Below are 15,185 nucleotides of genomic sequence, written 5' to 3'. Positions count from 1 at the left end.
GGATGACGTTCAACCCGAATGCCGACATCAGCGGCGGCAAGACCTCCAAGCGCGGTCGGAACACCGGCATCGCGGTCGGCGGCGGACTCGGCGTGGTCGCCCTCGTGATCATCTCCCAGCTGCTGGGCGTCGACCTCACGGGCCTGCTCGGCGGCGGCGCGGAGGAGCCGACGACCGACTCGAGCCTCGAGCAGTGCCTCACCGGGCAGGACGCGAACGAGCGGGTCGACTGCCGCATGCAGGGCGCCTCGGCCTCGCTCGAGGAGTACTGGGAGCAGGCGGCACCAGCCGACCTCGGCGTCGCCTACACGGCCCCGCAGGACTTCGTGCTCTTCACCCAATCGGTGAGCACCGGGTGCGGGGCGGCGACCAGCGCGACCGGGCCCTTCTACTGCCCGCCCGACCAGACGCTCTACGTCGACGTGACGTTCTTCGACGAGCTCGAGAGCCGGTTCGGGTCGAGCGGCGGCCCGCTCGCGCAGATGTACGTCGTGGCGCACGAGTGGGGCCACCACGTGCAGAACCTCGCGGGCACCCTCGAGGCCGCGCAGGACGGCCAGACGGGTCCGACGTCGAACAGCGTCCGCACCGAGCTCCAGGCCGACTGCTTCGCGGGCGCCTGGGTCGGCGACGCGGCGCAGACCCGCGACGACCAGGGCGTGCCGTTCCTGCAGGAGCCGACGGCCGCAGAGGTGGCCGACGCGTTGAGCGCGGCCGCCGCGGTCGGCGACGACCGCATCCAGCAGGCGGCGCAGGGCCAGGTGACGCCGCACACGTTCACGCACGGCACGAGCGAGCAGCGCCAGCGGTGGTTCACGACCGGCTACGAGCAGGGCCCTACGGCCTGCGACACGTTCGGCGTCGACGGCTCGCAGCTCTGAACGACCCGCGGCCGGGTCTCCGCCTGAAGCCGGCCCGGACGGCGCTGGGGACCGTCTAGAGCTCGACGACCGTCATGCCCGAGCCCGCTGCGCCGGCCGTACCCATCGCGGCGAGCGCGTCGGGCACCCCGTCGAGGCCGATGCGGCGCCCCACGAGCTCGATCGGGCGGAAGTACTCCGACGCGACGGCATCGAGCATCGACGGGTACTCGTGCGCGGCCATGCCGTGGCTGCCGAGGATCTCGAGCTCGCCCGCGATGACGGCGTCCATGGGCATCGCGGCGAGCGCCGAGCTGCCGACCATGAGGCCGATCTGCACGTGCCGCCCACGCTTCTTGAGGCTCTGCACCGAGGCGAACGCAGTCTCGCTGCTGCCGAAGGCGTCGACCGAGACGTCGACCCCGCCGCCGGATGCCTCGAGGATGCGCTCCGCGGCGCCCTCGCCGCCGCGCACGGGCACGGCACCGAGCTTCTCGGCGGCCTCGAGTGCGGCGTCCGACACGTCGACGCCGTAGACCGTGACGCCCGCCGCGACGGCGATCATGATCGCCGAGAGGCCGACCCCGCCGCATCCGTGCACCGCGATCTGCTCGCCCGGAGCGAGGCGGCTTCGGGAGATGATCGCGCGGTAGGCGGTGGCGAAGCGGCATCCGAGCGAGGCGGCCTCGACGAAGCCGAGCGCGTCGGGCAGCCGGATCAGGTTGAGCTCGGCCTCGTCGACGACGACGAGCTCGGCGAACGAGCCCCATCGGGTGAAGCCGGGCTGGGACTGCGCGTCGCAGACCTGCTCGTTGCCGCCGAGGCATTCGGGGCAGCGGCCGCACGCGCAGATGAACGGCGCGGTGACGCGATCGCCGACGGCCCACCCGGAGTCGGCCGAGATCTCGGAGCCGAGCTCGGCGATCTCGCCGGCGAACTCGTGGCCCGGCACGTGCGGCAGGGAGATCGTGTCGTCGTGGCCCATCCACCCGTGCCAGTCGCTTCGGCACACGCCGGTGGCGCGCACGCGGATCACGGCGCCGCGCGGCGGGCAGGCGGGTTCGGGCACGTCGGCGAGCTCGGGTCGCTCGCCGAACGCGGTGAAGAGCACGGCACGCACGGGTCCTCCGTTGGGTCGACGGATGTCGCGGGTGAGGCGTGCGCGTCGGGTCGGCGGGGCGCTGGGGGCTGCGCTTCCGCCACGCGGCATCGCGGGCGACAGGATGCGAGCCTACCGGCCCGTGGAGCGTCGCGAGGCCGCGAACCCGCGCAGGAACGGGCGAAACGGGCCGAATCGTCCGGAATCGGTCGGAATCCGTCATGGGGTGTCGGCCACGCATGAATTGTGGAACAATCTCCGTATGCGTTTCGTCGTCGCCGTCCTCCTCGCGTCCGTGTGCTTCGGCACGACGGGCGCAGCACAGGCGCTCGGCCCCGACGCCGACCCCGTCTCGATCGGCGCGGCGCGCATCCTCATCGGCGGAGGCGCGCTCGCGCTCGTCGCCGGGCTCATGGCGTGGCGGCGGCGCTCCGTCGTCGCGAGCGGGGCGCCGGGCGGCGTGGCGACGGGGCCGGCGACCGGGGTGGCCGCCGGGCGACCCATCGGGCGTGCCGCCGGGCGCGCCGAGCGTGCGACGGGCGTTCGCCGCCGGCATCCGCGCTCCATCGCATTCGCGATCGCGATCGGCGCAGTCGGAGTGCTCGCCTACCAGCCCGCCTTCTTCGCGGGCACCGCCTCGAACGGCGTCGCCGTGGGCACCGTCGTCGCCCTCGGATCTGCGCCCGTCATCACGGGTGCGCTCGACTGGGCGCTGCGGAGGCGATTCCCCGGTCGGCGGTGGCTCGTGGCGACCGCGATCGCGACCACGGGCGTCGCGGTGCTCGCCGTCGCGACCGATCCGTCGCAAGCCTCGTCGAACCCGCTCGGCATCGTCGCCTCGGTCGCGGCGGGCGCCTCGTACGCCGTCTACACGCTCGCGGCCAAGCACCTGCTCGACCGAGGCTGGTCGCCGACCGGCAGCATGGGCGCACTGTTCGGCGTCGCCGCGGTCGCGAGCCTGCCGATCCTGCTGCTGACGGATGCCTCGTGGCTGGCGACCGGCCCCGGCCTCGCCATGGCGCTCTGGCTCGGGCTCGTCGCGACGACCCTCGCCTACGTGCTCTTCGGCGTCGGCCTCGCCGGCCTCGCTCCCGCCGTCGTCTCGACGCTCACGCTCGCCGAGCCCCTCACCGCGAGCGTGCTGGGCGTGCTCGTGCTCGGCGAGACGCTCGCCGCGGGCTCGGTGCTCGGCCTCGTGATCCTGGGTGCCGGGATCCTCGTGCTCGCCTCGAGCCGATGTCGGCGGTCGAACGTACGTTCGATGGCATGGACATCATCCTCATCCCCGGGTTCTGGCTCGACGCCTCGTCGTGGAACGACGTCGTCCCCATCCTCGAAGAGCAGGGGCACCGCACCCATCCGCTGACCCTGCCCGGGCTCGAGTCGGTCGACGCCGACCGCTCCCGCATCGGGCTCCGCGAGCACATCGACGCCGTCGTGCGCGTCGTCGACGGGTTCGACGAACCCGTGGTGCTCGTCGGCCACTCGGGCGGCGGGGCCATCGCCCATGGCGTCGCCGATCGGCGGCCCGACCGCATCGCCAGGGTGGTCTACGTCGACGCCGGCCCGCTCGCCGACGGGCTGCCGATCAACGACGGGCTGCCCATGGTCGACGGCGAGATCCCGCTGCCCCCGTGGCACGAGTTCGACGAGGCCGATCTCGTCGACCTCGACGACGGCCTGCGCGCCGCCTTCCGGGCGCGGGCCGTTCCGCAACCCGCGGGCGTGGCCCTCGACCCGATCGTGCTCCGCGACGAGCGCCGCTACGACGTGCCCATCACGGTCATCGCGTGCGAGTTCCCGAGCTCGGCGTTGCACGAGTGGCTGGCCGCCGACGCGCCATTCACGCGCGAGCTCGCCGCCGTGCACGACATCGACTACGTCGACCTTCCGACGGGGCACTGGCCACAGTTCACGAAACCGGTGCAGTTGGGGCAGGCGATCGCCGCGGCCGTCCGCTGAACTGCCGGGCGGCGGCCCGGTCGACCGGGCCGCCGCCGCCTGCGATCGCGCGCGTCGCCGGCGCCTCTGAGCGCGCGCTTCGCCCGCGCCTTCGAGCGCGCGCGGATGCCGCTCGAAGGCACCACGATTCCGATCCGACGCGAACCCCCCGAAAGAGTGGCACCCCTTTTGGGAGAGGCCCGACAGCCGCGCGACGAATAGCGTCGGAGTCAGTCATTCCTTCAGCTGTTCACCCGATGTTCAGCAGATCGTGACCTCTCCGATGCACCCGCTCCCGGACCTCACGATCGTCTTTCCAGCGCCCAGCGATCCGTTACCCGAAAACGAATGTGGGACCCGATGACCACACATTGCCTGACGCGCCAGTGCCACCGCATCGCACCGCTTCTTCGACTCGCCCCCACACCTGCCCATGAGTACGGTACCGTCGCCCGCTGACCCCGTCGGCGGTGCGCGCCTGACTCCCGCAACGCTCGCCGGTTCCCCCGCAGCGACGTCGACGAAGACGTCGTCGGCCTCCCACGCGTCCGGCGCGAGAGCCCTCCAGCATTACCGCGACCGGGTCAGGCTCACGGACACGGTGGCGATCGCCGGATCGGTGCTCGCCAGCGTCTGGATCCGTCTGCTCATCGAGGGCACGGCCGTCGCGAACGAACCGACGATGCAGTACGTCGGCGTTCCCGTGCTCATCGCAGTGACCTGGATGATCGCCATGACGGTATTCCGCACCCGCGACCTGCATCTCGTGGGTGCCGGAGCCCTCGAGTACAAGCGGGTCGCGAACGCCACCGCGGCCGCGTTCGGCGTCCTCGCGTTCGTGCTCCTCCTGGTCAGCACCGGGGCGCCTCGCTGGTACTTCATCGTGGCGCTCCCCGCCGGAACCGCGAGCCTCCTCCTCAGCAGATGGCTCTGGCGTCGCTGGTTGCTCAACCAACGCAGCCGCGGCCGGTACCTCTCGCGGGCGATCGTGATCGGTTCGCTCGCCGACATCGTCTACGTCGTACGACAGATCGAGCGCAACGCCGCCGCGGGCTACGACGTCGTCGGCGTCATCTCCGACGACGCCCCGAGCGCGAGCCTCGAACTCGGCGCGCGCGAACTGCCCGTGCTCGGCGGCCTGGCCGATGCCGCACCCGCAGCGACCCATGCGCGTGCCGACGCGGTCATCGTCACCGGAGATCTGGGCGACGACGGCGACCGCCTGCGAAGGCTCGGCTGGGATCTCGAGGGCACCAACGCGGAACTCGTGCTCTCGTCGCGCCTCACCGACGTCGCGGGCCCACGCATCCACTTCCGACCGGTCGAGGGACTCCCGCTCCTGCACGTCGAGATCCCCGCCTTCGACGGCGTCCGACACGTCGCCAAGCGCGGATTCGACATCCTCTTCGCGGGCGCCGCGCTCCTGCTCATCGCACCGATCGTGCTCGTCATCGCGATCGCGATCCGCCTCGACGACGGCGGGCCCGTCTTCTTCAGGCAGACCAGGTGCGGACGAGACGGGCGCACCTTCGAGATACTGAAGTTCCGCTCCATGTGCATCGACGCGGAGGACCGGCTCGCCGAGCTGAAGGTGCAGAACGAGGGCGCGGGGCTGCTCTTCAAGGTTCGCGACGACCCGCGGGTGACCCGTATCGGACGCATCCTCAGGGCGCATTCGCTCGACGAGCTGCCGCAGTTCTGGAACATCCTGATCGGCGAGATGAGCGTCGTCGGCCCGCGCCCGCCCCTCCAGGTCGAGGCTGCGGCCTACGACGGCGTCGTCTCCCGGCGGCTGATGATCAAGCCCGGCCTGACCGGACTCTGGCAGATCAGCGGCCGCAGCGACCTCGACTGGGAGGAGAGCGTCAGGCTCGACCTCTACTACGTCGAGAACTGGTCGATGACGGGCGACTTCATGATCATCTGGCGCACGGTCCGCAGCGTGGTCAAGGCCGACGGCGCGTACTGAGCGCTCGGGCCGTCCGCGGCACGCCGCCTCGTCGAGGGGCGGTCACGTGGGTGGTCACGGCCGATGCGACGACGCCACGCGCTGCGGCGTGGACTGCGGTGCGCGGATCGCGTCACGCATCGCGCGCACGCTCCGCTCCCACGAGTATTCGTGGGAGGGCCGAGCCGTCTCCGGCTCGCCCCGGTGGGGAAGCCGGCGCAGGCCGTCGGCGATCGCAGCAGGATCGCGCGGATCCACGTACACCGCGCCCGAGTCGCCGAGGATCTCACGGAACACGGGGATGTCGCTCGCCAGGATCGGTGCGCCGAACGCCTGCGCCTCGAGCGTCGGCATGCCGAAGCCCTCGTCGAGGCTCAGGAAGAGCAACCCGTCGGCGTGAGCGTAGAGCCACGCGAGCTCGCCGTCGTCGATGCGACCGAGGAACCGGACCACGCCCTGACGGACCGCCTCGTCGACGGCGGCCGGGAACTTCGCCGCACGCCCGCCCGGCTCCCCCACCACGATGAGCGGCGCACGCCGGTCGATCACACCCGACTCGACCGCCCCGATGATGGTGTTCGCGAGGTTCTTGCGCGCGTTCAGCCGCCCGACGGTCAGGTGGAACCCCACCACGCCGTCGAGGCCCTCGGGGCGCACGAGCGGCGCATCGAGCAGGCTCCCGCCGACGGCGAGCCCGACCGGCACCACCGGGCGGGTGCGGGCGAAGGCGGCGATGCGCCTCGCCTCCGTCGCCGACGAGGTGAAGACCACCTCGCTCAGGTGCACGGTGGCCGGCATGAGCGAGTAGTACCAGCGCTCACGCGAGGTGAACCACTCCGGCCGCGTCAGGAACATGAAGTCGTGGATGAAGACGGCTGAACGCCCGAACGCCGGAGTGAAGTTGTGCGTGATCGTGACATCGGCCCCGATCCGCTTCGCGACGAACGGCAGCTCCGCGATCGCGCTGACCCCCTGCGGCGCCAAGTGCGTCGGGACGACGACCACGCCATCCGGCAGTTCGGCCTGCGCGCGCCTGACATCCCTCGCTCGAACCGCCAACGCGACCTGGTCGTCTGGGAAGGTCGCGATCCAGGCGAACACGAACTCGCGGAGCACCTGACGATTCGAGAGCGGCCCCGTGCCCCACCAGAAGCCGTCGAAGAGCACGCGCATCGAACGTCACCCGGCGTATCGGCGGACGAGCGAGACGGTGTCGGCGATGTGGCGACGGCTCGACGCACCGAACACGATCGACTCGATGTTCGGCTGCTCGAAGATCCACTCGATGGCCTCGGCCGGGGGGATCGCCCCCGAGGCGAACACCGACATCGCGACCGCCCGGAACGGCCGTTCCTCGAGCGCATCCCGGTAGGCGTCCATGCCGCCGGACATCCGGAAGCCGAGCTTGTTGATGTTCGAGCACACGAGCGGGTTCTCGACGCCGGCTCGGTCGAGCACGGGAAGGAGCATCGGGAGGTTCATCGTGATGAATCCGGGCTCCGCGTCGTAGCGTCGACGAACGTGATCCGCGAACATCGCGAACGCATCGACGAACCCGAGGCCGAGCAGCAGGTCGGTGACGACGTTCTGCAACCAGACGACCGGCGTCCGCGTGCCCTTGAACATCGCCATCTCCGCGTCGACGAGGAGCGTCACGAGACCCGCGACGTCTTTCTTGGCGATGGACGTGCCGCCTCGGATCATCGCGTTGAGCGCGCCCTCTTCGGGGAGGAAGCGTCGCAGTGCCCCGAGCATGCCGAGTTCCGTCACGGCATCGGCGTACTTGTGCGCGTACGGCATGCAGGGCAGGAAGGTGAAGCCGTCGTACCGCTTCGGGTCGGCGCGCACCCGATCGGCGATCTCCGCGATGCGATCGTGCGTCGTGCACATGAACGACGTGATGCCCGCATCGATCGCGTCGTCGAGGACCTCCATGATCGAGTCCGTGGTCTGGAATCGCATCGCCTGCGCACGGGCCCGCTCCTCGGACATGTGATTCACGCCGAAGAACTGGTTGTCGCCGAAGAGCACGCGGTCGAGCCGCCGCACCTTCTCCGGCATCGCCACCGACTGTTCGATCGTCATGCCCGCCTCCTCAGCAGCTGTCGGAACGGTTTGGCCGCGGTCGCCCTGGCCGGGGCCTCGGCTGCGAGCATGAGCGGTCCTCTCGCAGCATCCGCCGTCATCATCTCGATGATCCGGTCGGTCGCGACCGCGCTCGCGAAGTCGTTCGCCGGCTCGACCGACCGGTCGTGCACGCGTCGGACGAAGTGGTCCAGCTGCGCGCTGTACTCCTCGCCTCGCAGGTAGTACCAGACCGGTTCGGTGAGTTCGGTCGTGTAGCGGACGTTCCATCCGGGGTCGTAGCCGTCGATGTGCGGCGCGGTCGACCGCAGGTACGTCTGCACCTCCTGCCGGTCGGCTTGGATGCGCCCTGCGGTGCCGATCACGGTGATGCGCGTCGTCATCTTGCGGAACGACTCGTCTGACCAGTTCACGGAGATCTGCGCCGAGACCGAGTCCTCGAAGAAGAGGGTGCCGAACACCTCGTCTTCGGTGTCGGCCGAGAACACGCTGCCGAGCACGGTGCCGCCGACGCCGATCGGCGCCCCTGCGTACCACGTGAGCAGATCGAGCGGATGCGCCGCGTAGTCGTAGAGCGCACCTCCGCCCTCGGTGCGCTGCGTGCGCCAGGTCGACCCCTTCGGGCGGAGCACGACCGGGCCGTAGGCCTCCGCCTGCAGGTGGGTGACCTTGCCGATGGCCCCCAGGTCGAGCAGGCGCTTGACCTCGCGGAAGGCTCCGACGAAGCGATTGTGGTAGCCCACCTGCGTGACGAGGCCGCGCTCGGCGGCGAGCTTCGCGAGCTCGACGGATTCGGCCGAGGTCAGGCAGAGCGGCTTCTCGCAGAAGACGTTCACGCCGCGCTCCAGGACCGCACGGACCATCGAGGCGTGGAACCTGGTGGGCGTCGCGATCAGGACCGCGTCGAGCTCGACCTCGTCGAGCATCCGTTCGTAGTCGGCATAGGTCGGCAGACCCGTGTACTTGCCGAGCACGTCGAGGATGTATCCGGTCGAATCGACGACCGCCTCGACGGAGACGTCGGGGTGCGCGTTGATCATCGCGAGATGCGACAACCCCATCTTGCCGAGTCCGACGATGCCGACCCTGATCATGCGATGCCTCCTGTGAGTGCTGCCGGGGCGCTGTCTTCCGGCGAGATGCCCGATGCGGTTTCGAGGAGCGCCTGGTACTGGCCGGCGACTCGCTGCCAGGTGAACTCGGCGGCATGCCGCGCACGGACCCTCGCGCTGAGCGTCGACCGCAGTCGCGCCGAACCGATGAGGTCGTCCAACCGATCGGCCGCCTCGTCGATCGTCGAGAAGTAGAGCGCTCCGTCGGCCGCGACCCACCGGTTGTACGGGTTGTCGTGGGCCAGCACCGGGTTGCCGGCGGCCATCGCCTCGACGAGCGACGGGTTGGTGCCTCCCACCGTGTGCCCGTGGAGGTACGCGAGCGAGTGGAACCGGATCGCGGCGAGCTCGGCGGGGTCGTAGACGGATCCCACGAAGACGACCTCGTCGCTCGCGGCCTCTCGGACGGCCCGGTGGAACGGATCGTCGTCGCCGTACGTGCCGAGCACGGCGAGCTTGACCCCGCGAGTCCGGCGCGAGAACGCCGTCACGAGTTCGAGGATCGAGTTCTCGGGGATGGGCCGGCAGATGATCGTGAGGTACGAGCCCGGCTCGAGGCCGAGCGCCGTCACCGGCTCGGTCGGCGCCTCGCCGACGGCGTTCGCCCCGTACGTGATGGTGTGCAGCTTGCTGCGGCGGGCCTTGCGGGCGAGGTACTCCTCGATCACCGGATGGTCGGCGATGAGCGCGTCGCCCACCCAGCAGGCGATCCGCTCGTTGACGTAGAGGATCGCCTGCCTGGGCCATCCCCATCGCGCGCGAGACCACTCGATGCCGTCCATGTTGATGACGTTCGTGATGCCCAGCATCGCCTGCGCGAGGTTGAACACGGCCGTGTTGTATCCGAACGTGATGCACGGATCACGGAACCGGCAGGCATGGCGGATCGAACGCAGATCGAAGAGCGAGGTGCCGAGCCATCCGTCGCGGCCGACCTGGATCGTGACTCGGTCGATGCCGTTCCAGACGTCTTCGACGATCGGCCCGTCGCCATCGGCCTGGCAGTAGACGACCGGACGCCAACCGCCGTCGCGGAGGTGGATCGCCACGTTCTCGGCCGCCGTCTCGAACCCGCCGTAGGCCGCGGGGATCCCGTGCGTGCCGAGGATGCGCACGACGGGACGGCGGTCGGCGGTGACCTGATCGGCGTGCATCGGAGGCTCCTGACACCATTCGGGTTCGGCGCCGTTCGGCACCTACGGTGATCGGTGCTGCGAGTCTAAGATCAGGATGCCCGCCCGGCGCACCCCCAAACAGAGGGTGACCGGGGCGTGAACACCGAGGTTCACGAGCTCCGGCGTACCCCGAGCTGGGGCTGCTGCCGTCCGCGCGGATCGTCTACATTCGTCGCATGCGCGGGGGACGGCGGCTTGGAGCCGACCCGTTCCGAACCAGGAGAGGCAGTCGGATGTCGACGAGAATCGGGTATGCGGCGGGGGCGTTCGACCTGTTCCACGTCGGCCACCTCAACATCCTGAAGCACGCGCGCAGCGAGTGCGACTTCCTGATCGCCGGCGTCGTCTCCGACGAGTTGCTCGAGCTCCGCAAGGGCCGGGCGCCGGTCGTGCCGCTCCGCGAGCGCATGGAGATCGTGCGCCACATCGATTTCGTCGACCAGGTGCACGCCGAGGTGCTGCCCGACAAGCTCGACACCTGGCGCGAGCTCCGCTTCGACCGCTTCTTCAAGGGCGACGACTGGCGCGGCACCGACGAGGGCCACCGGCTCGAGCGCGAGTTCGCGGCCGTGGGCGTCGAGGTCGTGTACTTCCCCTACACCGTCCACACGTCGAGCACGGCCCTCCGCCTGGCGCTCGATGCCATCTCGTCCAGACCCGCGGCCGCCGTCGGCGAACCCGAGTGATCGACCGCGTCGCGGGCCCTGCTCCGCGACTCGGATCGAACGAGCCCTACCTCACCCCTGACCCACGGAGCCCGAGATGCCGAACACCGACCCCCGAATCGGAATCGACGATGACGAAGACGAGCCGAGTGGTGGCGGCAGTCGGCGCACCGTGCTCGTCGTCAGCGGGATCATCGTCGCGATCATCATCATCGCCTTCGTCGTGATCCCCCTGCTCTCGGGCGGATCGCCGAAGGCGTCGGTCGGCGCTCCGACCGATGCATCGGCCTCGGCCTCGCCGTCGGCCCCGCCGGCGACGACCGCACCGGCGACGGAGGCCCCGCTGCCGACCGTGCCGTCCGTGGCCCCTTCGGCGGTCGAGCAGCCGCCGCCCGCCGACCCGGTGCCCATCGACGAACCCGCCGAGATCGCACCCGCCCTGACCGCCAGGATCACCTCGATCGAGGCGGTGGAGGGCGAGGCGCAGGGTCCGGGCGAGGTCGCGGCGCCGTCGATCCGCGTGACCGTGGAGATCGCCAACGAGACCGACGCGCAGTCGTCGCTCGCGAACGCGGCGGTCACCGCCTACTTCGGGGAGGACCTGACGCCGGCTCCCGAGCTGCGCGAGCCGGGCGGTAAGCCGTTCCCTGCCGCGGTGCCGGCCGGCGGCACCGCAGAGGCCGTGTACATCTTCTCGGTGCCGAAGTCCGAACGGGGCGACGTGACGATCATGGTCGACTACGCGCTCGAGTACGCACCGCTCCAGTTCCACGGTTCCGTGCCGCGCTGACCCGCCCGTCCCCGTCACGAACCCCTCATACGGGGGGAGGTGGCTGCGCGACCGCGAGATTAGATTCGAGGAATACTCGCCCTACGCTCGAGGACCCGTCGTGACGGATCGAGGTTGGCCCAATGCGAAGCAGGCTCGGAACTCCAGCAGCACTCACGGTCGCAGCGACGATCGCCGCCTTGGCCGCGGTGTTCATCGCCTCGCCGGCCCGAGCCGACACGGCGCCGGAGCCCGGCCTCCCGGCCACCGTCTCCAGCGATTCGCTGCCGACCGCGCAGCTGAACGGCGTCGCGTGGGATCAGGCGATCGTCGGCGACACGGTGTTCGTCGGCGGCAACTTCAGCGCCGCACGTCCGGCCGGCGCGGCACCCGGTGCGAGCACCGTCGTCCGGACGCACCTGCTCTCGTACCGGCTGAGCACCGGCCAGCTCACCTCGTGGGCGCCAAACCTGAACGGCCAGGTCCGCGCGATGGACACGTCGCCCGACGGGAGCATCCTGTACGTCGTGGGGGCGTTCACCACGGTGAACGGTGCCGCGCGCAGCCGGATCGTCGCGTTCGACACCGCGACCGGGGCCGTGATCACGGGGTTCAACGCCTCCGCGAACGGTGAGCTCTTCGCCGTGACGGCGTCGAACACGACCGTCTTCTTCGCGGGCAACCTGACCAGCGCGGGCGGCGTCTCCCGCCCCGGCCGTGCTGCGGCTGCCGCAGCCTCCGACGGCGCGACGACCGCGTGGGCGCCGGTGCTGACCGACGGCCGCGCCTATGCCATGGAGGTGTCCCCCGACGGCGCGAAGGTCGTGATCGGGGGGAGCTTCCTCTCGGCGAACGGGAGCGCGAACCCCGGCTTCGGACTCGTCGGGGTGAACTCGACCACCGGCTCCACGGTCTCGACCCCGGCCAACAACATCATCCGGAACGCCGGGAACTCGGCCGCGATCTACGGCATGAGCTCCGACGGCGACAGCGTCTACGGCTCGGGCTACGTGCTGCTCTCCTCCAGCGGGACCGGCAACACCGAGGGCACCTTCCGCATGGACTGGGCGACCCTGAACCTCATCTGGATGGCGGACTGCCGCGGTGACGAGTACGGGTCCGCCTCGCAGGGCGGCGTCGTCTACGTCGCGGGCCACCCCCACCAGTGCGAGTGGGTCGGCTCCTTCCCGGAGCGCGACCCTCGGACGTTCCAGCGCGCACTGGCCTTCACCAAGGCGCCCTTCAGCGTGGTCAGGGAGAACATCAACTACGGCAAGCCGGCGACACGGCCCCTGGCCTTCTTCCCCGACATCAACCTCGGCAACTTCACCGGCCAGTACCAGGGCCCGTGGACCGTGCAGGCGAACGACCAGTACGTCGCCTACGCGGGCGAGTTCACGCAGGTGAACGGAGTCGGCCAGCAGGGCCTGTCTCGATTCGCGATCTCGGCGATCGCGCCGGACACCGACGGGCCTCGCGAGAGCTCCGGGTGGTCGGTGAACGCCGCACCGTTCGGATCCGGTGCCGTCCGGGTGAGCTGGCCGGCGAACCACGACCGCGACAACGAGCGCCTCGTCTACCGCGTGTATCGCAACGGCGACACCGCGAGCCCGATCGTGACGCTCACCGGGTTCTCGCAGTTCTGGGATCGCCCGACCATGACGTACGTCGACACCGATCGTCCTCCGGGCTCGGGGGTCTCGTATCGCGTGAGCGCGACGGATCCGTTCGGCAACGTGGCCTGGTCGCAATCCGTCTCGACCACCGCGGGCACCGGGTCCGCTCCGAGCGCCTATGCGCTGGCGGTCTTCGCCGACAGTCCCACCTGGTACTACCGCATGGGCGATGGCACGGGTTCGACCCTGGCCAACTCCGCCGGACCGACCGCCAACACCACCCTCTCGTTCGGCACGCCCAACCAGCTCGACGCATCGAGCGGTTCCGGGGTGACGGAGGGCGTCGCCGGCGGCATCGCAGGTGACACGAACACCGCGGCGAGATTCGACGGAAGCTCGAACGGGCGGGCGGCGACGACCGTGCCGGTCTGGCCCGACGACTCGATGACCGCGGAAGCCTGGTTCCGCACCACCTCGAGCAGCGGCAAGATCCTCGGATTCGGCGACAACGGGTCTGCGACCGGCACCTCGGGCACGCACAACCGATCGCTCTACCTGAACGGCGGGCGCGTGTCCTGGACGGTTTTCGACACCCAGAACCGCACGCTGCAGAGCGGGGCCGGCTACAACGACGGCAACTGGCACCACGCGGTCGCGACGCTCGGCCCGGACGGGATGCGCTTGTACGTCGACGGCCAGCAGGTCGCGAACCGGGTCGAGACGATCTACGGCCGGAACTTCCCCGGCTACTGGAAGATCGGCGGCGACGCGACTCCCGCGGGCAACCAGAACTTCTCGGGCGACCTCGACGAAGTGGCCGTGTACAAGACCGTGCTGGCCCCGTCGCGCATCGCCCAGCACTACCAGGTCGGCCGCACCGGCGGGGGCGGCGGACCGGTCAACCAATCGCCGACCGCCTCCTTCAGCACGACGATCGATGCGTTCACCGTCGACGTCGACGCGACGGGCTCCAGCGATCAGGACGGCACGATCCAGGCCTACGCGTGGCAGTTCGGCGACGGGTCGACGGCATCCGGCCTGACCGCGACGCGGACGTACGCCAATCCCGGCACCTACACCGTCACGTTGACGGTCACGGACGATGACGGCGCCACCGCGGTCACGACGCGCCAGGTCGTGATCGACGAGGACGTGCCGCCACCGCCGCCCGGCGTCGTGGCCCAGGACGACTTCGCCCGCACCCTGACGGGGAGCTGGGGCGTCGCACCGGTCGGCGGCACCTGGGCGATCAACGACTCGTCGGGGTTCCAGGTCGGCGGCGGCTCCGGCATCACGAGCTACTCGCCCGGCCTCACCCGGCACGCGACGCTGCCGATCAACCCGACCTCGTCGGTCGACCTCGTCGTGCGGATGTCGCTCGAGAAGACGGCTGCCGGGGGCGCGGCCACGGCGGGCTCGGTGGTCAGGCAGGTGGGCTCGTCGTTCTACCAGGCCCGGATCAGGTTCCTCACGAACGGCGCGTGCACGCTGCAGCTGAACGAGGGCTCGACGGTCGTGCTCGCGAACGTCGACGTCGCCGGGTTGAGCTGCGCCGGAGGGCAGCAGGTGATGCTCCGGGTGCAGGCGACCGGAACGGGTCCGACCACCCTCCGTGCGAAGGCGTGGCAGTCCGGCTCCCCGGAGCCGTCGGCCTGGCAGCTCACCGCGAACTCGAGCAGCGCGGCGCTCCAGGCGGCCGGTGTCATCGGCATCGAGGGCTACCTGTCCGGCGCCGCGACGAACGCTCCGAACGCGGTTCGCTACGACGATCTCGTCGCGACGATCCTGCCCTGACGGCGCCTTCCGAGGGGCGATCCGCCCATCGCCCCCCGGATTGGGGAGCATCGGCGGGCACGCTCCAGTCGTATATTCGGTGCCTGTCGGGGGACAATGTCAGCCCTCCGCTACCGATTGA

At 70.5% G+C, this 15,185-nt stretch carries 12 protein-coding genes; 7 read left to right on the top strand and 5 right to left on the bottom strand.

What is annotated here, in order from left to right; genetic code table 11:
* Nucleotides 1–2 precede the first annotated feature (2 nt).
* The gene (locus BM342_RS14605) at nucleotides 3–881 is read left to right on the top strand and encodes a KPN_02809 family neutral zinc metallopeptidase (protein ID WP_092967454.1); all 879 of its coding nucleotides are present in this window, start codon (nucleotides 3–5) and stop codon (nucleotides 879–881) included.
* A gap of 55 nt (nucleotides 882–936) precedes the next feature.
* Here BM342_RS14605 and BM342_RS14600 read toward each other — a convergent pair whose 3' ends face one another.
* Nucleotides 937–1,980 (bottom strand): zinc-dependent alcohol dehydrogenase family protein, encoded by a 1,044-nt coding sequence (locus BM342_RS14600; protein ID WP_092967452.1) that lies wholly within the window; start codon nucleotides 1,978–1,980, stop codon nucleotides 937–939.
* 241 nt (nucleotides 1,981–2,221) lie between these two features.
* Between BM342_RS14600 and BM342_RS14595 the strand changes: the two genes are divergently transcribed.
* The 3 genes from BM342_RS14595 (at nucleotide 2,222) to BM342_RS14585 (ending at nucleotide 5,869) form a co-directional block, all read left to right on the top strand.
* Entirely contained in the window at nucleotides 2,222–3,325 is a 1,104-nt protein-coding gene (locus tag BM342_RS14595) for an EamA family transporter (RefSeq protein WP_092967450.1), read from the top strand.
* On the top strand, nucleotides 3,226–3,921 hold the full coding sequence (locus tag BM342_RS14590) for an alpha/beta fold hydrolase (protein WP_092967448.1): 696 nt from the start codon (nucleotides 3,226–3,228) through the stop codon (nucleotides 3,919–3,921). Before BM342_RS14595 ends, BM342_RS14590 begins: the two co-directional genes overlap by 100 nt.
* Nucleotides 3,922–4,501: 580 nt before the next feature.
* A complete protein-coding gene (locus BM342_RS14585) occupies nucleotides 4,502–5,869 on the top strand; it encodes a sugar transferase (RefSeq protein WP_177232210.1) in 1,368 nt (455 codons plus the stop codon).
* Nucleotides 5,870–5,923: 54 nt separating this feature from the next.
* Here BM342_RS14585 and BM342_RS14580 read toward each other — a convergent pair whose 3' ends face one another.
* From BM342_RS14580 to BM342_RS14565, 4 genes are read right to left on the bottom strand one after another with little or no spacing between them, the layout of a single operon-like run.
* On the bottom strand, nucleotides 5,924–7,021 hold the full coding sequence (locus BM342_RS14580) for a glycosyltransferase family 4 protein (RefSeq protein WP_092967444.1): 1,098 nt from the start codon (nucleotides 7,019–7,021) through the stop codon (nucleotides 5,924–5,926).
* A gap of 6 nt (nucleotides 7,022–7,027) precedes the next feature.
* The gene (locus BM342_RS14575) at nucleotides 7,028–7,933 is read right to left on the bottom strand and encodes a hypothetical protein (RefSeq protein WP_218154950.1); all 906 of its coding nucleotides are present in this window, start codon (nucleotides 7,931–7,933) and stop codon (nucleotides 7,028–7,030) included.
* A complete protein-coding gene (locus BM342_RS14570; protein ID WP_092967442.1) occupies nucleotides 7,930–9,027 on the bottom strand; it encodes a Gfo/Idh/MocA family protein in 1,098 nt (365 codons plus the stop codon). The genes BM342_RS14575 and BM342_RS14570 overlap by 4 nt, the downstream gene beginning before the upstream one ends.
* Nucleotides 9,024–10,199: a DUF1972 domain-containing protein gene (locus BM342_RS14565; protein ID WP_092967440.1), complete on the bottom strand. Its 1,176-nt coding sequence runs from the start codon at nucleotides 10,197–10,199 to the stop codon at nucleotides 9,024–9,026. Before BM342_RS14565 ends, BM342_RS14570 begins: the two co-directional genes overlap by 4 nt.
* A gap of 254 nt (nucleotides 10,200–10,453) precedes the next feature.
* On the opposite strand from BM342_RS14565, the gene BM342_RS14560 reads away from it, so the two are divergent.
* The 3 genes from BM342_RS14560 (at nucleotide 10,454) to BM342_RS14550 (ending at nucleotide 15,064) form a co-directional block, all read left to right on the top strand.
* Nucleotides 10,454–10,906, top strand: coding sequence for an FAD synthase family protein (locus tag BM342_RS14560; protein WP_092967438.1), 453 nt, complete (start codon nucleotides 10,454–10,456; stop codon nucleotides 10,904–10,906).
* Between the two features lie 76 nt (nucleotides 10,907–10,982).
* Nucleotides 10,983–11,675 (top strand): hypothetical protein, encoded by a 693-nt coding sequence (locus tag BM342_RS14555; RefSeq protein WP_092967436.1) that lies wholly within the window; start codon nucleotides 10,983–10,985, stop codon nucleotides 11,673–11,675.
* 122 nt (nucleotides 11,676–11,797) lie between these two features.
* Nucleotides 11,798–15,064, top strand: a complete 3,267-nt coding sequence (locus tag BM342_RS14550; protein ID WP_092967434.1) for a LamG-like jellyroll fold domain-containing protein — start codon at nucleotides 11,798–11,800, stop codon at nucleotides 15,062–15,064.
* Nucleotides 15,065–15,185 lie beyond the last annotated feature (121 nt).

This window comes from Agromyces sp. CF514 (genome assembly GCF_900113185.1).
Taxonomy (GTDB): Bacteria; Actinomycetota; Actinomycetes; order Actinomycetales; family Microbacteriaceae; genus Agromyces.
The sequence above is the reverse complement of the archived record's forward strand: the minus strand, read 5'-3'. Positions and strand labels throughout refer to the sequence as shown.